This window comes from Hahella sp. HN01 (assembly GCF_018986435.1).
GTDB lineage: Bacteria > Pseudomonadota > Gammaproteobacteria > Pseudomonadales > Oleiphilaceae > Hahella.
Genome location: NZ_JAHMIN010000013.1, coordinates 80,968 through 105,801, shown reverse-complemented (window position 1 = coordinate 105,801; position 24,834 = coordinate 80,968). Strand labels below are relative to the sequence as shown.

Annotated in this window: 22 protein-coding genes and 1 tRNA gene; 4 read left to right on the top strand and 19 right to left on the bottom strand. The window is 54.5% G+C overall.

What is annotated here, in order from left to right; genetic code table 11:
* Positions 1–94 precede the first annotated feature (94 nt).
* A complete protein-coding gene (locus KP814_RS14405; protein ID WP_216737418.1) occupies positions 95–892 on the top strand; it encodes an inositol monophosphatase family protein in 798 nt (265 codons plus the stop codon).
* A 128-nt stretch (positions 893–1,020) separates the two neighbouring features.
* On the opposite strand, the gene secF is transcribed toward KP814_RS14405, so the two are convergent.
* The 5 genes from secF to queA all read right to left on the bottom strand — a co-directional run bounded on the left by secF (position 1,021) and on the right by queA (position 6,546).
* A complete protein-coding gene (gene secF / locus KP814_RS14400) occupies positions 1,021–1,938 on the bottom strand; it encodes a protein translocase subunit SecF (protein ID WP_216737417.1) in 918 nt (305 codons plus the stop codon).
* Positions 1,939–1,950: 12 nt separating this feature from the next.
* Positions 1,951–3,813, bottom strand: a complete 1,863-nt coding sequence (secD, locus tag KP814_RS14395) for a protein translocase subunit SecD (RefSeq protein ID WP_216737416.1) — start codon at positions 3,811–3,813, stop codon at positions 1,951–1,953.
* A gap of 111 nt (positions 3,814–3,924) precedes the next feature.
* Entirely contained in the window at positions 3,925–4,248 is a 324-nt protein-coding gene (gene yajC, locus KP814_RS14390; protein WP_206618153.1) for a preprotein translocase subunit YajC, read from the bottom strand.
* A gap of 81 nt (positions 4,249–4,329) precedes the next feature.
* Positions 4,330–5,439, bottom strand: a complete 1,110-nt coding sequence (tgt, locus tag KP814_RS14385; protein ID WP_216737474.1) for a tRNA guanosine(34) transglycosylase Tgt — start codon at positions 5,437–5,439, stop codon at positions 4,330–4,332.
* 51 nt (positions 5,440–5,490) lie between these two features.
* Positions 5,491–6,546, bottom strand: coding sequence for a tRNA preQ1(34) S-adenosylmethionine ribosyltransferase-isomerase QueA (queA, locus tag KP814_RS14380; protein ID WP_216737415.1), 1,056 nt, complete (start codon positions 6,544–6,546; stop codon positions 5,491–5,493).
* A gap of 187 nt (positions 6,547–6,733) precedes the next feature.
* Between queA and KP814_RS14375 the strand changes: the two genes are divergently transcribed.
* A tRNA-Leu gene (locus KP814_RS14375) sits at positions 6,734–6,818 on the top strand.
* A 78-nt stretch (positions 6,819–6,896) separates the two neighbouring features.
* Here KP814_RS14375 and KP814_RS14370 read toward each other — a convergent pair.
* The 13 genes from KP814_RS14370 to KP814_RS14310 all read right to left on the bottom strand — a co-directional run bounded on the left by KP814_RS14370 (position 6,897) and on the right by KP814_RS14310 (position 20,345).
* Complete coding sequence (locus KP814_RS14370) at positions 6,897–7,223, bottom strand: hypothetical protein (RefSeq protein WP_216737414.1); 327 nt, start codon at positions 7,221–7,223, stop codon at positions 6,897–6,899.
* A gap of 90 nt (positions 7,224–7,313) precedes the next feature.
* Positions 7,314–8,552 (bottom strand): flagellar hook-associated protein FlgL, encoded by a 1,239-nt coding sequence (gene flgL / locus KP814_RS14365; RefSeq protein WP_216737413.1) that lies wholly within the window; start codon positions 8,550–8,552, stop codon positions 7,314–7,316.
* 22 nt (positions 8,553–8,574) lie between these two features.
* Complete coding sequence (gene flgK, locus KP814_RS14360; RefSeq protein ID WP_216737412.1) at positions 8,575–11,253, bottom strand: flagellar hook-associated protein FlgK; 2,679 nt, start codon at positions 11,251–11,253, stop codon at positions 8,575–8,577.
* Between the two features lie 11 nt (positions 11,254–11,264).
* Positions 11,265–12,353 carry a flagellar assembly peptidoglycan hydrolase FlgJ gene (flgJ, locus tag KP814_RS14355; RefSeq protein WP_216737411.1) on the bottom strand — a complete coding sequence of 363 codons (1,089 nt, stop codon included), beginning with the start codon at positions 12,351–12,353 and terminating at the stop codon, positions 11,265–11,267.
* A 28-nt stretch (positions 12,354–12,381) separates the two neighbouring features.
* Positions 12,382–13,518, bottom strand: coding sequence for a flagellar basal body P-ring protein FlgI (locus tag KP814_RS14350; protein WP_216737410.1), 1,137 nt, complete (start codon positions 13,516–13,518; stop codon positions 12,382–12,384).
* A gap of 50 nt (positions 13,519–13,568) precedes the next feature.
* Positions 13,569–14,252, bottom strand: coding sequence for a flagellar basal body L-ring protein FlgH (gene flgH, locus KP814_RS14345; RefSeq protein ID WP_216737409.1), 684 nt, complete (start codon positions 14,250–14,252; stop codon positions 13,569–13,571).
* A 36-nt stretch (positions 14,253–14,288) separates the two neighbouring features.
* A complete protein-coding gene (flgG, locus tag KP814_RS14340; protein ID WP_216737408.1) occupies positions 14,289–15,074 on the bottom strand; it encodes a flagellar basal-body rod protein FlgG in 786 nt (261 codons plus the stop codon).
* Between the two features lie 105 nt (positions 15,075–15,179).
* Entirely contained in the window at positions 15,180–15,926 is a 747-nt protein-coding gene (locus KP814_RS14335; protein WP_216737407.1) for a flagellar basal body rod protein FlgF, read from the bottom strand.
* Positions 15,927–15,987: 61 nt separating this feature from the next.
* Positions 15,988–17,943 carry a flagellar hook protein FlgE gene (locus KP814_RS14330; RefSeq protein ID WP_216737406.1) on the bottom strand — a complete coding sequence of 652 codons (1,956 nt, stop codon included), beginning with the start codon at positions 17,941–17,943 and terminating at the stop codon, positions 15,988–15,990.
* A gap of 17 nt (positions 17,944–17,960) precedes the next feature.
* Positions 17,961–18,638 (bottom strand): flagellar hook assembly protein FlgD, encoded by a 678-nt coding sequence (locus KP814_RS14325; protein ID WP_216737405.1) that lies wholly within the window; start codon positions 18,636–18,638, stop codon positions 17,961–17,963.
* 24 nt (positions 18,639–18,662) lie between these two features.
* Complete coding sequence (flgC, locus tag KP814_RS14320; protein WP_216737404.1) at positions 18,663–19,100, bottom strand: flagellar basal body rod protein FlgC; 438 nt, start codon at positions 19,098–19,100, stop codon at positions 18,663–18,665.
* Between the two features lie 2 nt (positions 19,101–19,102).
* The gene (gene flgB / locus KP814_RS14315; RefSeq protein WP_216737403.1) at positions 19,103–19,498 is read right to left on the bottom strand and encodes a flagellar basal body rod protein FlgB; all 396 of its coding nucleotides are present in this window, start codon (positions 19,496–19,498) and stop codon (positions 19,103–19,105) included.
* Positions 19,499–19,778: 280 nt separating this feature from the next.
* Positions 19,779–20,345: a nitroreductase family protein gene (locus KP814_RS14310; RefSeq protein ID WP_216737402.1), complete on the bottom strand. Its 567-nt coding sequence runs from the start codon at positions 20,343–20,345 to the stop codon at positions 19,779–19,781.
* A gap of 570 nt (positions 20,346–20,915) precedes the next feature.
* On the opposite strand from KP814_RS14310, the gene KP814_RS14305 reads away from it, so the two are divergent.
* Together KP814_RS14305 and KP814_RS14300 are read left to right on the top strand one after the other, a co-directional pair.
* Positions 20,916–22,319 carry an adenylate/guanylate cyclase domain-containing protein gene (locus KP814_RS14305; RefSeq protein WP_253938376.1) on the top strand — a complete coding sequence of 468 codons (1,404 nt, stop codon included), beginning with the start codon at positions 20,916–20,918 and terminating at the stop codon, positions 22,317–22,319.
* 240 nt (positions 22,320–22,559) lie between these two features.
* Positions 22,560–23,894, top strand: a complete 1,335-nt coding sequence (locus tag KP814_RS14300) for an MDR family MFS transporter (RefSeq protein WP_216737401.1) — start codon at positions 22,560–22,562, stop codon at positions 23,892–23,894.
* 103 nt (positions 23,895–23,997) lie between these two features.
* Here the strand turns inward: KP814_RS14300 and queF are convergent, their stop codons facing one another.
* The gene (gene queF / locus KP814_RS14295) at positions 23,998–24,822 is read right to left on the bottom strand and encodes an NADPH-dependent 7-cyano-7-deazaguanine reductase QueF (RefSeq protein WP_216737400.1); all 825 of its coding nucleotides are present in this window, start codon (positions 24,820–24,822) and stop codon (positions 23,998–24,000) included.
* Positions 24,823–24,834 lie beyond the last annotated feature (12 nt).

The window sequence follows — 24,834 nt, the reverse complement described above, 5'->3', positions numbered from 1 at the left end:
ACTCGTAAGTAGATTTCTGGGTGTGTTTACACGACGGAGTTGCTATCATTAGCGCCCTTTTTAAAACCGTTCTTTACAAAGTAGTGATCAAACCATGCAGCCAATGATTAATATTGCCTTGCGCGCAATTCGCTCGTCCAATGAGCAAATCAACATGATTCTTGAACGTGAAGAGTTGTCTTTTACCGATCCGGAAAAGCTAAAGAGAGTCATTGCACGCGTTGACGCCGCTTTCTACGATAATTTGTCCCGCGCCCTACAACGGGCCTACCCGACCCATCAAATCAACAAAAAAGGCGATTTGAAAGGCGCCCCGAAAAGCGTCAGCTGGCACATCATGCCTGTACACAACACCGCCAGCCTCGTACGCGGCCTATCCGACTGGTGTTTTTCACTTGTCTGCAAAAAGAATGATCAGACCGAACACGCCATCATTATTTTCCCTGTAACCGGCGACGAATACACGGCAAGCCGGGGCGGCGGAGCTTCTCTAAACGGCAAGCGCATCCGCGTTTCCGGCACAAAAGAGCTGGAGCTATCCGTACTGTCCACCAACATTTTAGAAGGCGTTGGCAAAAGAGAAGAGCCTGCAACCTTGCTGGAAGCTTATGCGGAACTGGATAAGAGCTGCTTCGGCGTAAGAAGCGCACACTGCATCCCACAGGAGCTGGCCTACCTGGCTTCCGGAAAAATCGACGTTGCGATTCTGAACAACATCAACCCGCTTGAGACGGTAGCTGGTTTACTTATCGCCAAAGAAGCCGGAGCTCTGCACAGCGATGTCCGCGGCAACCCGCTAAATGAAAGAAGCCGCTCCATTATTTGCTGCAATCCTAAAATGCTTAAGCCCGTCTCACAAAAAGCCCACAAATTGGCTGAGCTATTGAAATAACAAACAGCCCCAAAAGCTCTTTTACATCACAAGAGCTCACAAAAAAGCCGGTCATATGACCGGCTTTTTATTTGGTATTTGCCCCGTCCTGAATAGGGCTGACAGCTTACACCAAGAAGAAGATCGCCTTAAGGGCGATCATCCAACTCAGCACCTTCTTTCACAGGAATCATCAAATCTTCTTTACTGATATTCATGATCAGCAGCAGGTTACTCGCAACATATATTGAGGAATAGGTACCGACAACAATACCTACTATCAACGCCGTCGAGAACCCTTTAAGCGCAGGACCGCCGAACAAGAACAACGCCACCAGAACCAGCAAAGTAGTCAGGCCAGTAACGATTGTACGGGACAGGGTTTGCGTCAAAGAAATATTAATGATGCTTACCGGCGTTTCCTCACGCAGGCGGCGGAAGTTCTCACGCACGCGGTCGCTCACAACGATGGTGTCGTTCAATGAATAACCGATTACCGCCAACACCGCCGCCAACACGTTCAAATCGAAGTCCCACTGAAACAGCGAGAACATCCCTACCGTGATAATGACGTCATGCACCAACGCCAATACAGCGCCAACAGAGAACTTGAACTGAAAGCGAAAAGCGATGTAGAGCATGATGACGCCAAGCGCCAGCAGCAGGCCCAATCCACCCTGTTCGCGCAACTCTTCGCCGACCTGAGATCCAACGAACTCGGAACGACTCAGACTCACTTGTGCCCCGTCCGCAGACAGCGCATTCACCACTTCCGTTCCGATGGACTCGCTGTGCTCTTGCTGCAAACGAACCAGGATGCTGGTGTCAGAACCAAACTTCTGCACAACGAAGTTTTCATATTTGTGAGCCTCAAGCTGATGCCGCACATCATTGATTTGCGGCGCTTTGGCGTACTCCACCTCTACCAGCGTACCGCCGGTAAAATCCAACCCGAAAGACAAGCCGCGAGTAGCGATGGACACGATAGATACAATGATCATTATCACAGACAAAGCCAGCGCAGGCTTCGCTATGCCCATAAAGTTATAAACTTTTTCATCAGACATAGTTATGCCTCCTTAACCTTGCTTGACGCCACCAATGGACAAACTGCCAATATTGCGGCCGCCGTAAATCATATTGACTACTGCGCGAGTTACGGTAATCGCAGTAAACATGGAGGTCAGAATCCCGATAGACAGCGTAACAGCGAAACCTTTGACCGGGCCTGTGCCGATTGCGAACAAGATCAGCGCAGCAATCAAAGTGGTCACGTTGGCGTCAAAAATAGACACAAATGCGCGATCATAACCAGCATGAATCGCCGACTGAGGCGGCAGCCCGTTACGCAACTCTTCACGAATTCGTTCGTAGATCAGCACGTTGGCGTCGACCGCCATCCCCACCGTCAATACGATACCCGCAATACCCGGCAGAGTCAGCGTCGCCGACAGCAAGGACATGACCGCAATCAGAATAAAGACGTTGGCCGCCAAAGCGATATTGGCCACGATACCGAATACACGGTAGTAAACGATCATAAACAGCATGACCAGCACGAAGCCAATAGCTACGGAAGTGGCGCCGTCTTTAATGTTCTCTAGCCCCAAGCTGGGACCGACAGTACGCTCTTCAACAAAATAGATTGGAGCCGCCAATGCGCCGGAACGCAACAGCAAAGCCAGTTCTTTGGCTTCAAATACAGAGTCCAGCCCCGTTATACGGAAGCTGTTTCCTAACGGCGACTGTATGGTGGCGAGACTGATGATTTTCTTTTCTACGTAGCGGCGCTTCTTGGGCTGTCCAGTTGTGGACTTGGTATCCACGTCTTCTTTGTATTCAACGAAGAGCACGCCCATATTGCGCTGCACAGCATCCTTGGTGATGTGGAACATTTTGTTGCCGCCCAAGGAGTCCAGCTTAATGTTAACTTCAGGACGACCATTCTGGTCAAAGGACTGCTGCGCATTGGCGACGCTGCCGCCAGTAATAATGATGTCGCGCTCCAAGCTTGCAGTGCGGGGCTCTGAGCGGAACTCAAACTTTTCAATAGAACCCGCCGAAGCATCTGGACGCGCCTCAAGGCGGAACTCCAGGTTAGCAGTGGAGCCCAAAATACGCTTGGCTTCCGCCGTGTCTTGCACGCCCGGCAATTCCACAACGATACGCCCGCGTCCTTGACGCTGAACCAAAGGCTCGGCGACGCCCAGCTCGTTAACCCGATTACGCAAGGTGCTTAAGTTCTGGGAAATGGCGTAGTCTTCAATTTCTTTCGCCCGGCTTTCCAGCAGGGTCAGCTTCACCATAAACAAGCCGTTCTCTTCAGCGCTTTCCGCCAAAAAGTCGCCAAACTCACGACGCGCCAGAGATAATGCGTTATCGCGATCATCTTCGTCACGGAAGCCGACAGAGATCTGCTTTGGCGGCAGAATATCCACCGACTTGTAACGCAACCCTTCTTCTCTCAGCTTGGTTTTAATGTCGCCCTGGGTAATTTCCATTGTCGTGGCGACCGCTTTCGCCAGATCCACCTCCATCAGGAAGTGCACCCCTCCACGCAAATCCAGACCCAGCTTCATGGGCGCAGCGCCCAAACTGGACAACCATGCCGGCGTTGTCGGCGCCAGGTTCAACGCCACAACGTAGTCATTGCCCAAAGCGCTCTTGACGTGAGGCTGTGCGTCCAACTGAGTATCGTTGTCCGCAAAGCGTATGATGATGTTCTTCTCGCCGACTTTCGCTTCGCCGTATGCAATGCCCGCTTCGTCCAGGGCGTCGGTGGCTTTTTTCAGCACGCTCTCGTCAACCCCGATGGAGCCGCGAGATCCGCTTATCTGCAAAGCGTAGTCATCAGGATACAAATTCGGTAAGGCGTAAATAAAGCCCATCATCAGCACTATGACAACGAGCAGATTTTTCCAAAGTGGGTATTTATTGAGCATGCCGTAAAAGGCTCCCTATTGTTTATCTCTATGCCGGGGAATAGGCGCGCCATGCAGGCGTTCGCGGAAATTGAACGCCTGACGCAGGCCCGGCGCGCATGCGCGGCCGTCTTAGATATCTTTCAAAGTGCCTTTGGGCAACGCTGCGGTCACCGCCATTTTCTGCACTTTGATTTCCACTTTGTCAGCAATCTCAACTACCAGGAAGTCGTCCTTCACACGCACGATTTTTCCAGCAATGCCGCCGTTGACTAACACTTCGTCGTTCTTGTTCAAACCGCCCAGCAGCTCTCTGTGCTCTTTGGCCCGCTTGCTCTGGGGACGCCATACCAGAAAGTAGAAAATCAGCACGAAACCGCCGAGGAACAGGATCTGCATCACCGCACTCGGTCCTTGAGGACCCGGAGCTGGCTCAGCCGCAGCAATAGCAGGCATCAGCAGGGCGAACAGCGTGCCTAACAGCACATGTAGCTTACGCATAAGAAATAACTCCAAAATATGCTTATAACACTTTGACTAGGCTGGAATACCTTGCTCCTGCCTATGATAAAAGTCGGCGACGAAGTCGCACAATTTACTCCGTTCAATCGCATGACGCAAACCAGACATCAGGTTTTGGTAGTAGCGCAGATTATGAATAGTATTCAACTGCGCGCCTAACATCTCGCCGCAACGGTCAAGGTGATGCAGGTAGCTGCGACTGAAATTGCGACAGGTATAACAGTCGCAGTTTTCATCCAGGGGACGCGTATCTGTCCGGTACCGGCTGTTGCGCAATTTGAGCACTCCAAATGAAGTGAACAAGTGCGCGTTACGCGCATTCCGGGTCGGCATGACGCAGTCGAACATGTCCACYCCGCGCAACACCGCCTCTACTATATCCTCCGGCTTGCCCACGCCCATCAGATACCTGGGCTTATCTTCAGGCATCGCAGGAGGCAGGTAATCCAGCACCTTTATCATTTCATCCTTGGGCTCTCCTACCGACAATCCGCCGATAGCGTAGCCGTCGAAGCCGATTTCAGTCAGCCCCGCCAGCGATTCTTCCCTTAAATGGGGATACATTCCGCCTTGTACAATACCAAACAATGCAGAAGGGCTATTTCCGTGCGCCAGTTTGCTTCTTTTAGCCCAGCGCAGAGACAAGCGCATGGAGTCCGCCGCTTCTTTTTCAGTGGCCGGATAAGGCGTGCACTCGTCGAAAATCATGACAATATCGGAGCCCAGGTCGCGCTGGACCTGCATTGAACGCTCCGGGTCCATGAATATGGGCGAGCCGTCGATGGGCGATTTGAATTTCACGCCCTCTTCCGTAATTTTGCGCAGATCCCCCAGGCTGAACACCTGAAAGCCTCCCGAGTCCGTCAGAATAGGGCCATCCCACTGCATAAAGTCATGCAGATCGCCATGCTGACGGATGATTTCCGTACCCGGACGCAACATCAAATGGAAAGTGTTGCCAAGAATAATATGCGCGCCGATATCTTTAATATCCCGGGGCGTCATGCTTTTTACGGTGCCGTAGGTGCCCACGGGCATAAAGGCGGGTGTCTCCACCACGCCTCTTGGAAATTTAAGCCTACCGCGACGGGCTTTGCCGTCGGCATTGTCGATTTCGAACTGCATGTGGCAAGTACGCGACAAGGTTGTTCTCCTACTCAGATCTGACAGTCATTCTTAATTTGTTAAGGCGTCTTCGCGACCAGAAAGACGACGATGCAGAAACATGGCGTCGCCATAGCTGAAAAAGCGATAGCGTTGCTCAATCGCCTCTTGGTAGGCGGCCAGGATATGCTCTCTACCGGCGAAGGCCGACACCAGCATCAATAGTGTGGACTTGGGCAAGTGAAAATTGGTCACCAATGCGTCGACGGTAACAAATTCATATCCAGGATAGATGAATATACTGGTATCGCCCGCATAAGGCTCAATAGACCCAGATCGGCTCGCCGTCTCCAACGCCCTGACTGCGGTAGTGCCCACTGCAATGACGCGCCCGCCTGCCGCCTTTACCTTGCGCACCTGTTCGCAGACATCCGCGGAAACTTCCAGATACTCTGAATGCATCTGGTGATCCTGCACCACATCCACCCGCACAGGTTGAAACGTGCCCGCGCCGACATGCAATGTAACAAACGCAGTCTCCACGCCTTTTTGCGCCAGCGCCTGCAATAGCGGCTCGTCAAAATGCAAACCGGCGGTAGGGGCCGCCACCGCGCCGGGTTGACGACTATATACAGTTTGATAACGCTCGCGATCGCTCAAGTCATCTTCACGATCTATATAAGGAGGCAGCGGCATATGCCCGCACGCTTCCAATAATTCGCTGACGCTTCCGCCTTCGCTTACCCGCAGACGGAACAGATCGCCTTCCCGCTCCACCATCGTCAGCACATGGTTATCGTCTATAAGGATCTCGACGCCAGGCTTGGGCGCCTTGCTGGCTCGGACGTGAGCGAGTATTTCCGTCATGGACACGACTCGCTCAACCATCACTTCGACTTTGCCGCCGCTGCGTTTTTGGCCAAATAAGCGAGCCGGGATAACGCGGGTATCGTTGAAAACCAACAAATCCCCAGGATTGATCATGCCCAACAGGTCCTTGAAGCCGCGATGGTTTATTTCTCCGGTATCCGCATCCAGACACAATAAGCGGCTGGAGGAGCGCTCAGCCAGCGGACGCCGGGCGATTAACTCCGGCGGCAGATCAAAATCAAAATCGTCAACGCGCATCAAGACATTCTGCTTCAGTTTTGGGGGCGCATAGGTTAGCGGAAATGCCCGCCACTCGCCAGCTTCGACCGTTTTTATAGCGTCGAGCCAGGGCAAGGCAAAAAAATAGTTAGTAAAAGTTGTTGACGAGCAATCAAAAGCCCGTATAATCGCGGCCCTAGTTAGCCACTCACAGGCTGACATGGTTGCCGGGATGGCGGAACTGGTAGACGCGCACGACTCAAACTCGTGTTCCTTCGGGAGTGAGAGTTCGATTCTCTCTCCCGGCACCAACTTTCTTATTTAACTCCTTTCTATTTCATCTTTGTTAAACATTCTTCACGCTAGACGAATCCAACCTCTTTGTCTTTCTACTGATTTTCTCCACACGCCTGTATTGCGCTGATAATCACTTCTGTATGCGAGCTATTGGGCCTGCCCTGCTCTGCAAAATAACGAATATCGTCCAACGTCAAATCCTTGTCGACTCGTTCCACAACGCAAGAGCAATAATTCGCCACGGCTTCCGTCCCTTCGCCCTGACCACTGTGCGCACTGATACAACCATTGGACATATTGGAAATATAGTTCTTTTTCATTTCCTGCCATGGCGGCGCTGCGCCATCTATGGCGATAGCGGATGCGACGCCGCTGCAAAGAATCACGCCACACATAGCCAATGAAGAAATTATTCTCATAGATGAGCCTCTTTAACTGCGATCAACCCTGACTATAAGAATAGACGTGTTTGCGGAGTGTGGCGGCGATTCATTGGATCGCCGCCCTGCTTAGAGCAGATCGAACAGCGACAGGCTGGTGACGCGGGAATAGGATTGTTGGGCGGCCTGCAGGACAAAGTTTTGCAAGGTGAGATTGCTTACCGCTTCCGCATAGTCCAAATCCTGCAGCTCGGACAGCACTTCTTTGGTCAACACCTCAACATCTTCCTGCAGCTGTTTGGTGTCGTCGATAGTGTTTAGTCGGGCGCCGAGTCGCGACCGCGTCTCGAGTAGCTTGGTTTCCGCATTGGTGAAATTCGCCAAGGTGGAATCCAGCAGATCAGTCAATGTCTGGCGGCCAGCCGGGGTATCCTGATAATCCTCCAGTCCCGCCGCCAGGCGCTCCACCGTAGTCAGAAGGCCCTGCTTCTCTGACGACTGCACAAAGAAGGTGTCGCCGGGTTGAGGCGAGCCGATAATTTCGAACTGCACGCCTTGCACTTGAATAGGTTGTCCCGTGGCGAAGCGTTGATTATTCAAAATGGGCTTACCGTCAGAGCGCTGCACGATAGAGTAGTTCGGCGCAGGCGGAACCACATCGGCCTCGTCATTAAACACAACAACCATATCTTCTGGATAAAACGCGTCATAGAGCTCCTGATCGATCATCTGTCCCTGAGTAATGATCGCTGGCGGCTCCGCTGTGTTGCGAGGGCTCGCCTGAGTGAAAAAAGTGTTGTTGGCGCTTTTGATATTGACGAACACCTCTTTGCCATTGTCCCCCGCCGCCACGGAAACATTGGCGTCGATCTGCATGAATCGACGCCCCTCATCGCCCACATACTTATATGAACCCGCGGCATTTAGCTGAAATGGCTCCTGCTTACCCTGAAATCCCGCAAAGATATACTCTCCACTGGGATCTTTGGTATTCAGCATACCGACTAACTGACTGAGCCGTTGCCGCACTTCCGCCGCGATAAATGTTTTATCGTCTGCATTCTGAGAACCGTCGCCCGCCTGCACCGTCAATTCACGTAAACGCTGTATCACTTCACTGACGCCCCCCAGAAGGCCGTCTTCCAGGCTCAGACGATTTTCCGCCAGATTGATATTGCTCTTATATTGATCAATCAACGACAGCTCTTGGTTTATCTGCAGGATGCGCGTGGACGCCACCGGGTCATCCGCTGGCGTCAGTACGCGACGCCCGCTGGAGATCTGCAGCTGGGTTTTCTGCAACTGGCCGGTCACATCAAGGATGTTGTCCAGCCCGCGGTTAAACAGTTGTTGGGTTGAAATACGCATGGTCACATCCTCGGGTTATCCATCAGGCGAAAGTGTTCAACAGGGTGTCGAACAACTGTCGGGCGATGGACACCACTTGCGCAGACGCATTGTAGGCCGCCTGATACTGGATCAGACGACCCGCCTCTTCATCCAGACTGACGCCTGAAACTTCCTGCCAGCGATTTTCCGACTGCCGCAGCAGTGACTGAGCCGACTCTGTATCCAGTTGCGCCTGACTGGCGGTGGAGCCGACCACTTCCACTAATTGGGAATAGGCCTCATTGTAGGTGCTGACATTGCCGCCAATGGTTCCCTCCGTTTCCAGCCCCGCCATTTTCAATGCATTACGGTTATCGGAAACGCCGTTTTCGTTGTACTCGATAGTAAAAGTATCTCCTTGACTGGGCGTGCCGGTAATGTTGGCCTGATAGCCCCGGAACGAACTCTGCGCCACTGGCGCAGGCAAGAATATATTGTTGTTATCTGCATTCAAGCGCACGCCGTCATCCAGCTGCACATCCACGAACCCGCCAACGCTGGTCCCGCTCCCCCCGGCAATGGTGGTGGCGACAGTGTCATTGGCGGTAGCAATGTCCACAGAATCCGTTGCGTCGCCTGTCACCTCGACGGTAATGTCCTTACCGGTGAGTGCGCGAACAGTCAAAGTGCCGCCGTCGCTCCAGGCGACGATACCGGCATCTTGAAGGTTTGAGTTGTTGTTGATCAGATCCACGTAATCATCCGGCGTAAAAGAGCCTCCGCTTGGCAACGTCAGCACCTCACCGTTGATGGTCAGCCCCGGCGCCACACCACCGCCGTCATCCACAAAATTGGAAAGCTCCACTTCTGTGTAGGCGAGAGCGGACACGCCGTTGCGACTATTCAGGGCCGAGGCGATTTCCTCTGCGCTGGCGTTGGCGGCGATATTAAGCGGCGACTGAGTAGTGACTATCCCTGTCTCCGGATCGCGATTTCTAAGTGTCACTGTCTGCGCCCCATAGCCGTTTGCATAAGGTCCAGGAGACGCAACTGGCGCAGGAACCTGCGCAATACTGACGCCCTCGGCGCTGACCGCAGTTTGCCCCTCGTCCGCAGTGAAAATGGCGTTGGACACGCCCGCGATATATTTCTGATTGTTTAATGGCGGATCGAGCGGAACCGGATTAGCCGGATCGCTGTTATCCAGCACTTCATAATAGGTGTCAGTGATGAAACGGATCAGTATGGGCGGCGTCAGTTCGCCAGGAACCGCAAACGTTGGCAAGATAGCGTCGTTAGAGCTGCGCTTCACCGCCAGCAGTTCGCCCTGGCTGATCACTGCATTCCCCACGTTGCCCAAGTCTGACTCAGTGCGAATTGGCGACGCCAGGGCAATTTCCTCGACGCGGCTCACCGACATATCGATATCTCGGGCGCCGTAACGGGTCGGCGTCACCAGAAAGCTGTCGCCGGTTTGAAAGCTGCCTGACTCGAAGTTAATCCGCAATCCATCGAACTCAAAGGTGGCGGGAAACAAACCGGGCAGCCGCCCGCGAGTGACCGTGGCGCCACTTAATGCATCCACCACCAGGATGTCGTTATCGGAAGGTCCGGTGAACTGTATTCGATAATCTTTGGTGGTCAACGCGGAAGTGTCGATGATCTCCACGCCGATGTCGCGATCATTCGGCAGCGCATTGCCTTCATTCGCTGTGACCCGTTGACGCGCATTGTTTTCAGAGTTGATGTCCTCAAAAAACATGCCGCCGAGCCGGTTTTCCAAGTCCATGCCTAGCTGATGCTGCTCGTTGATCGTGTCCGCCATCACCACTGCAATTCGGCCCAGCGCGTTAAATGACGGCTGTAGAATCTGATCGCGAAACAGCAGTATGCCGCCCAGCTCACCGCCGGTTATTTCTGAAGTAATAATATTGGTTCCAGAGCCGCCGCTTTCCGTTAGCGCCACTTCCTGATGGGTCGGGTCGGTTTCGCTGACCTGCAGCCCCAATGTATTGGCGTGAGAGCCAATCACCAGAGACTGGCCTTTACCCACCAGGATATTGAGCTGACCATCGGTTTGCTCCACGACGGTCACCGATACAATTTCCGACAGCTCGCGAATCATTTGATCACGCTTGTCCAGCAAGTCGTTGACGTCTTTACCCTGCGCCGAACCGCGAGCCGACACGATGGCCTGATTCACCTGGGCGATGCCGCTGGCCAGACTGTTGGCTTCCGTAATCAACGCGCGCATATCCTGATCTATATTGCTTTGCTGCGATTCCAGGCGGTTATACAGCACATTGAAGCGATTGATCAGACCTTCCGCCTGAGTCAACACCAACTGACGTTCGGGTATGGACGAGGGATCGTCCGCAGCGCCCTGCAACGCCTGAAAAAAAGCGCTCATGCCGGGAGACAGTCCGGTGGTGGGGTCCGCCAGCAGGCTGTCGATCTGGCTCACATTGGCGCGGATCTTATCTATTTCACTGAACATGGAAGTATCCGAGCGCAACTGGGTAACCAGAAACTGGTTGGTCATGCGGGAGATATCGGCGACCCCTACCCCCGTGCCCAAATACCCCGCCCCGATATACTGGGACGGTGTCGCTTCGAACTCCACCCGCTGACGACTGTAGCCCTCGGTGTTGGCGTTGGAGACGTTGTTGCCGGTAGTGGCCAGCGCGGTCTGGCTGGCTTTGAGTCCGGTGAGTCCTATGTTGATGACGTTAGTGCTCATGACAGGAGTCCTCAGCCTTGATCATCCGAGCGGACGCTTTGTAGATACGCTCCGTTCATGATGCGCTGAATCTTCGACGCATAATTGGGATCTGTGGCGTATCCGGCTTTTTGCAGTTCCCGCAGGTATTCTTCCGGCTCCGCCACCTGTTTCAACGCCTGTTGATAGCGGGGCTGTTCCTGCAAGAAGTTGAGATAATCCGTAAAGCTTTCTTCATAGGAGCCATAAACGCGGAACGGAGCCCGCTCTTTCACCATGCTCCCTTCCCGATATTCAGTGGTCGTCACCCAGGCGACGGGTCCTTTCCAGCGCTGGTCCGCTTTGATGCCGAACAGGTTGTAGCTGGGCTCGCCCTCTTCGGTAAGAATCATGCGCCGTCCCCACCCGGTTTCCAGAGCGGATTGCGCCAGTAGGACGCCCGGCTCCACACCCAGCCCGGCGGACGCCTTACGGGCCGACGCCAGCAGGCTGTTAACAAAATGCTGCGGACTCTCAAATGAAGCCGGCGCAGACTCTTTCTTAAGGTCTCCGCCTTCGTTATGGTTTGCTTGCGAGGCTTCCGCCGCCGCAATGACCTCCTTCACCTCGACGTCCACGAACGCAGAGCGCGACATTTGCTCCGAGTAATAAGCTACCTGCTCCAGAGCCTGAGTCTCTTCTTCCGTCAACTCCGGCGCCTGCGCGAGGCTTTCTTCGGCCTGCGCATAGTTCAGCGGCATCGCCTCCAGCGCACGCGGATATTCATTGATTTCTTTGTAGCCGCCCTTTTTCGGCTCGCTGCTTTCTCTGGCCAAAAGTTGCTTCGTCAGCGCATCCGCCAATCCAAAACTCTTCTGCTTGGACAAGGTCAGACTGAGCTGATGGTCGAACATATCCTGATAAATATTGGAGGCGGAATCGTGAAATGGATTGCCTTGCTCAAATACCGCGTTGACCTGGCGCATGGATTTCAGCATCAGGTTGACCATGATGGACTCAAACTGCTTCGACACCGCACTGATCGCCTCCGACTTGTCCATGCTTGGCGACTTCAGTCGCTGCAACGCATTCAGGTCGGTATAGACATGAGCCTGGTCGAGGGCGCGATTGTTGATGGTCATACGCTTGCCTTAAAACACTATTGCCGTGTTAGATCACGATCAGTTCCGCTTTCAGCGCGCCGGCCTGCTTCAGGGCTTCCAGCACCGCCATCACATCCCCTGGCGCCGCTCCGACCTGATTCACCGCACGCACAATTTCATTCAGAGTCGCCGCCGGGCCGAACTTGAACATATGACTGGGCTGCTGCTCTACATTCACATCAGTCTGGGGCACAACGACCGTATCCCCTCCCGCCAGCGCATTAGGTTGGCTGACGCCGAAATCCTCGGTGATGGTGACGGTCAGATTGCCGTGGGTCACCGCCGCCGGCAGCACCTTCACGTTCTGCCCAACCACAATGGTGCCGGTGCGGGAGTTGATCACCACCTTGGCGGCCTCTTGCCCGGGCTCCACCTCCAGGTTTTCCAAAATAGACAGAAACCCGACCCGCTGCGACGCCTCACGGGGCGCCATCACTCGAATGCTGGCGGCGTCCATCGCTTGCGCCAGCCCTGGGCCTAGCAGGTCATTGATGCGATCCTGCACGCGCTTGGCGGTAGTAAAATCCGGCGAGCTCAGATTCAGCGTCAAGGTATCTCCGTGACCAAAACCGCTGGGAACCGCGCGCTCGACTGTGGCGCCGTTAGGAATACGTCCTACACTGGGGACATTCACCGTGATGCTGGAGCCATCCGCGCCGCCGGCGCCAAACCCGCCCACCACCAGATTGCCCTGGGCCACGGCATAGGTTTTACCATCCGCGCCTTTCAGACTGGTCATCAGCAAACTGCCGCCACGCAGGCTCTTCGCGTTGCCAACGGAAGACACCGTAATATCTATTCTCTGGCCCGGCTTCGAGAAAGCCGGAAGATCCGCATGCACGGATACCGCCGCCACGTTTTTCAGTTTCGGGTCAGTTCCTGTCGGAATGGAGATGCCGAAACGATTCATCATGTTGCGAAACGTCTGATCCGTAAACGGCGCCTTATCACCGGTGCCGTCCAGCCCCACCACCAGACCGTACCCCACGATCTGGTTACTGCGCACGCCTTCCACCGTAGCGATGTCTTTTATCCTTTCCGCGCCAGCCATTGTTGCGAAACATAACAGGCCAAACGCAATCAACGCCCGACACGCCTGTTGCAAAGGACGGATCGCTTTGGTTTTGTCGGATACTTCATGCATAGTCAGATACCGCTAGTTAGAGACAGAAGACTTCGTGTCGAAATCAAACGTTACAAAGGAAACCATTCGCTGTTGAAGAAGCGCTGCAGCCAGCCGGCGCGGTTCACATCGCCAAAGGCGCCGGTGCCGCTGTAGGCGAAACGGGCGTCGGCAATTTTGCTCGACAAAATGGTGTTATCGACGCCAATATCCTGAGGGCGCACCAGTCCACTGAGCCGGATGTACTCATCTCCTTCCGTCAGCGTGAGCCACTTCTCGCCCCGAATACGCAAAACACCGTTGGGCAACACATCCGAAATAGTGACGCTGATATTGCCAGTCAGACTGTTGCTTTGATCCGCATCCGCCGATCCGGAGAAGTCCCGGGTAAAACTAGGGTCCGTCAACAGACTGAGGTTATGGGCGGACACTGCTGTGCCCAGAATCGTCGCCTCGTTGAAGGAGTTATCAGAGTCTTTCTTTAAAGACGAGCCCGTACTCTTTTTTGACTGAGTGCTTTCCTGCAGCACCACCGTCAATACGTCGCCCACCTGATGGGCCGTGCGATCGCCGTATAGAGAAAAGCTTTGCGCGCTGGAATAGATAGAGCCATCCACCGCCGCCGGTTGCATTAGCGTCTGCGGTGGAACAGGCGCGAAAGCCGGGTCTCCCGGGCGCACCTGCTCTCTGGTGATTGGACTGCAACCGCTCAGCAACGTAACCACGATTAGTGAGATCAGCGTTAGTGTTTTCACGCCTGGCCCTCCCCGATTAAATCGACGACACATCAATTAAAGATTTTGGGTGATGTACTGCAGCATCTGGTCCGCAGTGGTCACCACTTTCGCATTCATCTCGTAGGCGCGCTGAGTGGTGATCATGTTCACCATTTCCTCAACGATCTCTACGTTGGAGGTTTCCACCATGCCCTGTTCCACAGTTCCCAGCCCCGCCAATCCAGGCGTGCCTTCTTGAGGATCGCCACTGGCGGCGGTCTCCCTGAACAGGTTGTTGCCGATCGCTTCCAGCCCGGCCGGGTTGATGAAATCCACCGTATTGATGTTGCCGATCTGAGTTGGCGTAGCTGTGCCCGCAACGGTGACACTGACCACGCCGTCGGTGCTGATGGTCAGGTGCAAGGCGCCGTCTGGTATGGTGATGCCGGGCTCAAGAGGGAAGCCATTGGCGGTGACCACATCGCCGTCGGAATTCAGGTGAAACTGGCCGTCCCGGGTATAAGAGATCGTGCCGTCCGGCATCAGAATCTGGAAGAACCCTCGACCATTGATGGCGATGTCCAGCGGCTGTTCAGTGACTTCCAGATTGCCTTCGCTAAAGACTTTCTGCGTGCCCACCACGCGCACCCCTGTCCCCAGTTGCAGACCAGAAGGCAGCTGCGTGTCTTGGGAACTCTGACCGCCCGGCTGCCGCTTGATCTGATACAGCAGATCCTGGAATACAGCGCGATCACGCTTAAAGCCGGTCGTGTTAACGTTCGCCAGGTTATTGGAAATGGTTTTTAGAGCAGTATCCTGGGCCGCAAGCCCGGTTTTACTCACCCACAACGCACCATGCATGACAAATTCTCCTATGCAGGTCGGACAACACAATAAATGGGTTTCAACCTATACCCGGATAGACTCCGGGCCGCATGGCGGAAAATTGCCGCTCATGCGGGATTACTAGGATATTTGCAATAAGCGTGCCGCAGCTTCGGAGTTATCATCCGCAGCGCGCATAACTTTGACTTGAAGTTCGAATTGGCGGGATAGAGAGAGGATTTCCGTCATTTCTTCGACGGCATTAACATTAGAGGACTCAAGATAGCCGGACTCTAGGCGCACCAGCCCATCAGGAAGAGCCGGACCAGGAACATCCGGTTTCAGATGAATCAGGCCGTCGACGCCTTTTTCCAGATTTTCGGCGGGAGGATTAACCAGACGGATACGATCCACTTCCTGAATTTCGTTCGGATTCCCGCCCAAAGGCACGATAGAAATCGTACCGTCTCCGCCAATATTAAGCTTGGCCGCCGGCGGCACGGCGATAGGCCCGCCGTTGCCGAGCACCGGCAATCCCGAGCCGGTGCGCAGCATGCCATTCACATCCAGCAACAGCTCCCCTTCCCGGGTATAAGCTTCGCCGCCGTCCGGCGCCTGCACCGCGATCCAGCCCTTGCCGGCGACGGCGACATCCAAGTCACGTCCAGTCTGCATCATAGACCCCATTTCGAAGTCCGTCGCCGGCCTCTCCGTCATGGCGTAGGCCCGGCTGGGGAAATGTTCGCCAAACACCGGCATACTGCGCGCCTGCATAAAGTCAGACTTGAAGCCGGTGGTATTGGCGTTAGCCAGATTGTTGGCGTGGCCGCGCTGAGACAACATGTTCTGCTTGGCGCCGCTCATGGCGATGTATAAGGCTTTATCCATGACTACCTCTCGAATTCCGCCTGATCGCGTTAATGGTCTCTATCACGCTTTCACTCATCCATTAACGTAGATTGATGATGGTCTGAGTGATGGCGTTCGCCGTCTCAATGGTTTTCGCATTGGCCTGATAGTTACGCTGGGCGATGATCAATCCCACCAACTGCTCGGACAAATCCACATTGGAATCTTCCAAAGAGCTGGAGCGAATAGCCCCCAGAGATGCGGTGCCAGGCGCCCCGATCACAGGATTGCCGGAGTTGAATGTCTCCACCCAAGTGGTTTCCCCAACCGGCGCGAGTCCTTGAATATCATTGAAGTTCGCCAGTGCGACCTGTCCCAGCACTTTGGACTCGCCGTTGGTGTAACGGGCGAAAATCACCCCGCCATCATCCACGTCCAGACCAATCAGACGTCCAGTGGTGAAGCCATCCTGCTGCAGGTCATTGACCGCAAATGCGCTGCCATACTGAGTCGTCGTGCCAAGATCTATTAAGAAATTGGAGCTGGTGGGGGGATCAGGAATCGGCAAGGTTCCGCCATCCACCACATTCAGCGGCCCTTCCGCGCCGTTTGGCGTACCGTCAGACGCCAACGGCGTCCAGTTGGATATCAACACGTCGTCGGACAACACTTCGTTAAGTGAGCCATCCTGATCGAACACCAGACTGTAGGAAGCGCGGGATGGCGTACCGCCAGTCACCAAGGGATCGCCGACATCCTGGCCGTCTATTAACGCATACATGGTCCACAGATTGTCTGGCGTGGTCGCTGACAGCGGCTCTTTGACGAAGAACGTCGTCAGAACGTGAGAGTTACCCAGACTGTCGTAAATCGTTGTGGAGGTGGCATGGTTATACGTGTTTTCATCCGCCGGATCGAACACGTTGTTGACGAAAGGCGTGCCTGTGAAAGTAGCGAATAAATCCGTTGTTCCGCTTGCCAAGGTAATGCCATCCTGCATGGTCAGGTTGACGCTGCCGCCTACAACGGCATCCGTCAATGCCGTGCTCAGAGTTTGTGATGTGGCCGCCGCATCATTGCCCTGCACCACAAATTGATCTCCGGCGGCGCCACTGAAGCCAAAACTAAGATCATCACCACGATTATTGATAATCACCAGGTCCGTGCCATCCAACACCGCGCGCACGCCATTTAGCTGAGAGGAAGAGTTAATTGCATTGCCTAAATCAGTCAGATTGGTATAGCCATCGAAAGGCACGCCATCAATAGTCACCTGCATAGTGCCGGACGCATTGTTGAAACCCGCCGCCGTAATTGTCGCGCGGGTGCTGGCGGCAGCGTCTATGTTGTCCAGATTGTTAAACAGGCCCGCTATTTCAGCAGCGGAACTATTGGCAGGAATAGTCACTGTTGAAGTCGAACCGTCAGCCTGAGTCACTGTTATAGTTTGTGCGGCGTATCCATTAGCGCCATTCGTACCTGCGGCGGTAGCGTCAACCGCCCGTCCGATCAACAAACCATCTGAAGACAATGAGTCTCCGCGTTCAAGCAGCACTGGCTCGGACGCGTCTAGGTTCAGATTGGCGTTCACTCTTGTGGTTCTGTCTGGCGCCAGGCTGGTGTCATCTATCAAAAGATCGCCAAGAACGCCACTGACCACGCCGCTGTCATTAGCGACAAAACCTTGCAAGCGCATGCCAGAGCTGTTCACTACATAACCTTCCTTGTTGATACCAAAAGCGCCAGCTCGGCTGTAGCGACGATCGCCACTGGTGGTATCGAGAATAAAGAAGCCTTCGCCGTTAATGGCGAGGTCCAGTCCATTCTCGGTAAAGGAGAGATTGCCCTGCGCAAATTCTTGCCGCACCTTCTGCACCCGCACGCCATCCCCAACCGGGTTGGAGCCCAGACTCAAAAAGCTGTTGGCGTAGAGATCGCCAAACTCCGCACGGGACCGTTTAAAGCCGGTCGTGCTGGCGTTGGCGATGTTGTTGCCGGTCACCTCCAGGTCGACCGACGCTGCTCTGATTCCTGTTAACGCGATATTAAACGGCATACCACACCTCGCACATGCTAACTGATCTGTTTGATATCGCTTAATCCGACCGAGCCAAGCCCGTTCAGATTTAATGTGACGCTGCCGTCACGCGCGATTGACACACTATCCACATTGGCCGCCAGATAAGAGCTGACTTGCATCTGCTCCCCACTGTAGCGGGCTCTTGCGACCACTTCATACCGCCCCGCCGGCAAAGTTTCGCCGTTGCTGTTTTTGCCGTCCCAGCTGAAATTGACGTCGCCGCCGGGCTGGTAACCTTTATCAATAGTCGTGATGAGCTCGCCTGCCTCGTTATAGACGCTAATGGCCAGTTGCGAGGTTCCCGCAGGCAGTTCCACCACCCCATTAATAGATCCATCCGCACTTTTAATGGCGCTTTCCATTGGCGCCAGCACATCCCGTCCCACCATCGCAGAAGCCTGCAGGGCTTGTGCGCTGCGAAACTGTGAGGCCATAGTGTCCACGGTCGAATTCAATGATTGAATGCCTTCCACCGAGCTGAATTGCGCCAACTGTGCGACAAACGCCGTGTTGTCCTGGGGATCTAGCGGACTCTGGTTATTCAACTGGGCGATCATCAGATCCATGAATTCGTTTTTACCCAGTTCGTTTTTCCTGTTGGCGGAATTCTGCTGAAGCGCGTATTGACTCAGCGCGTCGCTAGTCTGATTTGTCGTATTGATATCGCTCATCACGCTGTCCTCACGAAAAGTTCATCACTGACCAATAGTCAGCAGGCGCTGCATCATGGTTTTCGCTGAATTCAGCACTTCCACGTTGGTCTGGAAGCTGCGGGAAGCGGACATCATATCCGCCATTTCCTCCACCACATTCACGTTGGGATAAAACACATAACCGTCCGCATCCGCCATGGGGTGGTCCGGCTGGTAGCGACGCTCCAGAGACGCATCGCTTTCCACAATGGCCCGCACTTCAACGCCGCGGGAAGCGTCATCGTTGATTGAAGGAGGAATCGCCGCGTTGAGCGCATCCTGATGCACCGCAGCAAAAATCGGCTTGCGCGCGCGATAAGTCTGATCGATGCTGGAGCTGGCGGTGTCGGCGTTGGCCAAGTTGCTGGCGGTGGTGTTCAGTCGCACGGATTGCGCAGTCATACCGGAGCCGGCAATGTCGAAAATGCTATTGATCCCCATCGTTATTCTCCTTTAATCGCGCTGACGATGCCTTTCAGGCGGCTGTTGAGGAATTCAAAGCTGGCCTGAAAATCCAGCGCATTCTTGGAGTACTGCACGATTTCCGTCTGCGTATCCACCGTGTTGCCGTCAATGGAGGGCTGCAAAGGCTGGCGGTAAAGCAGAGCTCCTTCCGCCGGTGTTTTTATCGCCATGTGGGCATCGTGAGTGGTGACCACTTCCAATGAATCCTCCATACTTTTGGCCTGCTTGAGCACGGCTTTAAAATCGATATCCCGGGCGCGGAACCCAGGCGTGTCCGCATTGGCTATGTTGTTCGCCAGCACTTCCGCCCGTCTGGTGCGGACGTTCAGCGCCTGCTCATGGATACCCAGCGCTTTGTCGAATGATATGGCCATCTAACACCTCTGCAGTTGCCTGACTGCGACAATCGTCATTTGCGTCAATGTCAGCAAGTCCCGCGCCAGTTATTTTTTTGTTCTATTTTTCAGTTGGATAGCATTTTCAGGCAGGCAGAAGGCGGCAAAGGGATACCGCCCTGAAGGAAAGCGCGCACACGCCATGCGGCAAGTGGAATACCATCGCCACCGAAAGGCTCAGGCAGGACGACGGAGATACAGAAGAGATTTGGGAAAAGCGACGCCTGCAGAAAAGAAACATGCGACGTCGCAGGAGATATCAGCTCGCTTCGCCAGTAAAGAAACTGACACGCTCCTCAAAAGCTGGCGGTTCGGGAACTTTCTTTTCTTTGCTGGCCGGCGTCCCTACATACAGGTAACCCACCACATGTTCGTTGGAAGCCAAACCAAGGCGCCGCTTGACGCGCTCATCGTAGGCCACCCATCCGGTGCGCCACATGGCGCCATAGCCCAGTTCCTCCAGCCCCAGCATTAACGCATAGGCGCTGCAGCCAGCGGAAATCAGCTGTTCCGACTCCGGCGCCTTGGGATGCTCCTGAACGGTGGCGACCACGACGATCACCATCGGCGCGCGACTGGGCGCTTTGGCCAGCTTTTGCCTGGCCGCATCGTCCTGACCATCCTGCTCCGCAGTCTCGCCGTATATGCGCCCCAACGCGTCGAGCCCCTCTCCCTCTACAATAATCAACCTACACGGCCGTAAGCGGCCATGATCCGGCGCACGCATGATCACCGGATACAGTTTGCGCAATTCTTCATGGCTCGGCGCCGGCGCCTGCAACAAAGGGGTGGAGGTTCGATTTACAAGAATATCTAATACCGCCATGGCGTTATACGTGGCTCCTGTTGTTTATCCGTGTGGCCGCCGGTCAGGCCAATAAGTGGCCAACGGCTGATTCGGTTCAGATTATAAATAGGAATGATTCTTAAATATATGCAATTGGCCGTCGAAAAATGCTTGTCCTATCGCGCCACATTGCCTGCCTTTCACGCCAACTCAAAAGGTTAAAGATTGTCTAACGACGGACAAAACCGTCTCACAGATTGTCCGACAACCCCATTACTGCTAACCTTAGACGCGATCGAAGCGCTGGTGGACTATACTACCAGAAGAGGGCGGCAGTTATGGCGGATGGTTTACGCCGGTCCAACGGCTTTATACATGGCAATCCCGCATTCAACCAATGCGTCGCGCTACGCCTGTTGAGCAGGCGCCTCCCGCTTTCCACCCGGAAAACCTTCTATTCCTGTCCTTTTTAGGGTATATCCGTGCTAGGACAGGACGTTTTTTTGATAACAGCAAACCGGCGAGCCGCATTGCCACTCCCATGAGCTCGCAGGGACTTTTGGTTAGGTTGAAAAATATGCTGACGGGACAATACCGGTATTCGCGGTTATGACACAAATGATGCCGATACCTCCACATCTCGCCAATACGCCACACTCCCCGACTCAGGTGACCATCCCGCCCATGCCGGACTATAACGCCCGGGTGCTCGGCTATCTGGTATGCGCCGCCATCATCGTCGCCGGCATTCTGGAGGGGCATTTCGACGAGTACCTTATCTGGATCATTCCCGGCGCCATGTTATGGCCGCATATTCTGTATTTCGCCCTGCGTTTCTTCGATAAACAGAAGAACACCAAGGTCCGCCAGGGCATGATGGTGGTGGACGGCTTTCTATGCGGCGTGATTCTGGTGCTGATCAAATTCAGCGTCACCCCCACCCTGTTTTTTCTGCTGATGCTGAACTTTAGCTTCATAATCGTCGGCGGCATGAAAAGCTGGCTGTATGGCAATATCGCCTTTCTCGCCGGCTTTACCGTGGCGTCCATCTATTTTGGTCTGAGCTTTGCGCCGCCCACCCCCATGGTGGTCAGCATCATCGGCGGCGTCACCTGTTCGCTGTATGTCGGCGTCACTGCTTACTACACGCACCAACAGGCCCGCGCCCTGGTGCAGGCAAAGTCACAGATTCAGTTTCAGCGCGAGCAATCCATCGCCCTGTCTCACAAGCTGGCCAAATACCTGTCACCGCAGGTGTGGCAGTCCATCTTCACCGGCGAGCGCGACGTGCGCCTGGAAACTCAGCGTAAACGCCTGGCGGTGTTTTTCTCCGACATCAAAGGATTCACCGAGCTGGCGGAGGAAATGGAGCCAGAAAGTCTGACCGAGCTGCTTAACACTTACTTCAACGAGATGTCCCAGATCGCGCTTAAATACGGCGGCACCATCGACAAATTCGTCGGCGACAGCATCATGATCTTCTTCGGCGACCCCAGCAGTCGCGGCGCCAAGGAAGATACCTGCGCCTGCGTCATGATGGCGATCGAGATGCGCAAGCACATGAAAATTCTACGGCAGAAGTGGCGTAGCCAAGGCGTGCGCACGCCGCTGGAAATTCGCATGGGCATTAGCACCGGTTACTGCACCGTGGGCAACTTCGGAGCGGAAAACCGTATGGATTACACTATCATAGGCAAAGAAGTTAACCTCGCCAGCCGTCTCGAATCCATGGCGGCGCCCGGCGAAATTCTGGTATCCTACGAGACCTTCGCGCTGATCAAGGACACTACCATGTGCCGGGATAAGGGCGAAATTACGGTGAAGGGCTTCACCAAACCGGTGCCGATTTACTCCGTCGTGGATTTACGCCGCGACATCGGCGGCAATCAGAGCTTTATCGAGCATGAAACCGAAGGATTCGCCATGTATCTGGACGCTGGCAAGGTCAGCGCCCAGGCCAAAGAGCGCATTCTGAAATCCCTCGAAAGCGCTGCGGAAAAGTTGCGTAACTAACCGCGCCCTTCCCCCACAAATTACAGAAGATTTGCAAGTAAGCATCGCGCATCTCATGGCGTCGGCGACGCAGAGATGTGCGACATGGGTACATTTCAGTACACGGAGGTCGGCTTCGCCATGATCTAACCAAGTCGCGTCATCCCTCGACGCGCACCCCGCCCCAATTGCATTCACGCAGGCCCAACAGGCGCCGGCGCGACTGCGCGCAATTTTTCGCCTTTCAAAATCAGGTCCCATATGTCACACAAGAAAACGCTACTCAGCGTCTCTCTGCTTATTTTTCTGGGCGCACTGGAGAAAACCATCGTCACTACGCCTCTCCCCGTCATCGGGGCGGAACTCAACGCCATGAACGATATCGCCTGGGTCGTCACCGCTTACCTGCTGACCGCTACCAGCGTCATTCCAATCTGCGGAAAGCTAAGCGATCTGTTCGGCCGGCTCAAAGTGATCCTCGTCAGTCTGGGCATTTTCTCCATTGGCTCACTGCTATGCGCTCTCGCCAGCGATATGCAGTCGCTCATACTCGCCCGAGCCTTGCAGGGCGTCGGTGGCGGGGCTTTGATTTCACTGGCGTTCGTGGTGATTTCAGACGCCATTCCAGCACGGGAGATTGGCCGCTATCAGGGCTACATCTCCGCCATCTATGTGATTTCCAATATCGCCGGACCGGTATTCGGCAGTCTGTTGACGGAGCATATGAGCTGGCGCTGGATCTTCGCGATCAATATTCCTCTGGCCCTGTTGGCGGCCTTTATAGCCATAAAAAGCATCAAAGATAAAGTCGTCAAACGTGAAGACAAGTTCAATTGGGGCGGCTCGCTGCTATTGGTGTCCTCCACTACCCTGCTTATCTTGTTGCTGAGCGAAGACCTCAGCTTACCCCACGCCTTCTCGCTCGTTGGAGCCTTATTTATCGCCGGGGCCTGGACTTATCTGCTCACGGACAAAAAGCGCTCCGTTGTCCCGCGTCATCTGTTCAAGCTCCCCAACTACGCCGCCTGTATCTTGACGATGGGCGTAAGCCAGATCCTGATGACAGCGGCGTTAATTTACTTCCCGCTGCAAATGCAGGTGCAGAACGGCGTCAGCCTGACCCTCAGCGGCTATAGCATGTTGCTGTTCACTCTTGGTGTCTGCGTTAGCGCCTATTTTTCCGGCAAGCATATTGCCGCGACAGGGGCTTACAAGACGCACATTTTGGTGGGGTTCATACTGATCGCCGTCGCTTTCTTCCTGATGTTGATGAAAGTGGCGTTCGTGTCGCTGTTTCCAATAATTGGATTGGGAATCGGCTTCACTTTGCCAGGAGTGACCTGCGCGGTACAAAACGTGTTGCCCGCAGCGGACAGAGGCGTTGGCATTTCCTTCTTTGGTTACGTGCGGGAGTTAAGCGGCGCTGCTGGCGTGGTGATCTGCTCTACCTTGTACCACGGCAGTAGCTCCCTGCAAGCAGCCTACAGCGCTTTCGGCGCGATATATCTCGCCATGTGCTTATTCGCCAGCCTGGCGTTTATTATTGTGGCGGGGTTTATCACCGAGAAAGAGCTGATGACCCAAGTGGCGGAATAGCATTGCCGAAAGGCCTGTGACTATCAGTGGCGAATAGAGTTGGCAGCCGCGCCAGACGTATTCAGGCGCGGCTTGCCCTAGAAAGGACGAGGTGAGGTCTGAGCTACTGTCGAGGCAACTTAAAATTATCCGCCGTCAACGGGTAGTTGGAGCGCAATGGGTTGATGTCCAGACCGCCGCGTCGGGTATAACGCGCATACACCGCCAACTTCTCCGGCTGATATCGTTGCATCAGCGCCAGATAGACCGATTCCACGCAATGCTCATGAAAATCCTGATGCGAACGCATGGAAACGATGTACTTCAACAGCGCCGCTTTATCCAACGGCTTACCGCGATAGTGAATATATAAAGTGGCCCAATCCGGTTGTCCGGTGACCGGACAATTGCTCTTCAACAGATCCGAACTCAGCGTTTCCTCCACTACATCGTCGCCCACCGGATCGGGCAGTAGTGAGGCGTCAGGGGTATACACCTCCACCTCGATATCCAGACCGTCCAGATTTTCCGCCGCCTGCCAGAAGGAGGGCTCATCGCGCCAGTCTCTTGCCGACAACAATGTCACCGACACCTCGCCATCCGCCGCCGCAGACAGATCTTTCTGCATCAGCGCTTGCACCTCTTCACGGGAAGCGAAACGGCTTTGATTGAACGAGTTCAGGTACAGTTTGAAAGACTTGGACTCAATGATATTGAGGCTGTCGCAGCGAATGCGAAATACGCCAAGCGCCACTTCCGGCTTACCTTTGCTGTTGAGCCAGGACAGCTCATAGCCGTTCCATAAATCTTCGCCAACAAAATCCGGCGCGTCGCTCAACCCCAAAGTCTCCCGGGATTTGGCGCGGGGGATCGGGGTCAGCCAGGACGGAGAGTATTCCTCAGGGTATTCCGTCGCCTTCCCCAGATGCGTATGTTTTTCCAGTTCCACAATTACTTCTCC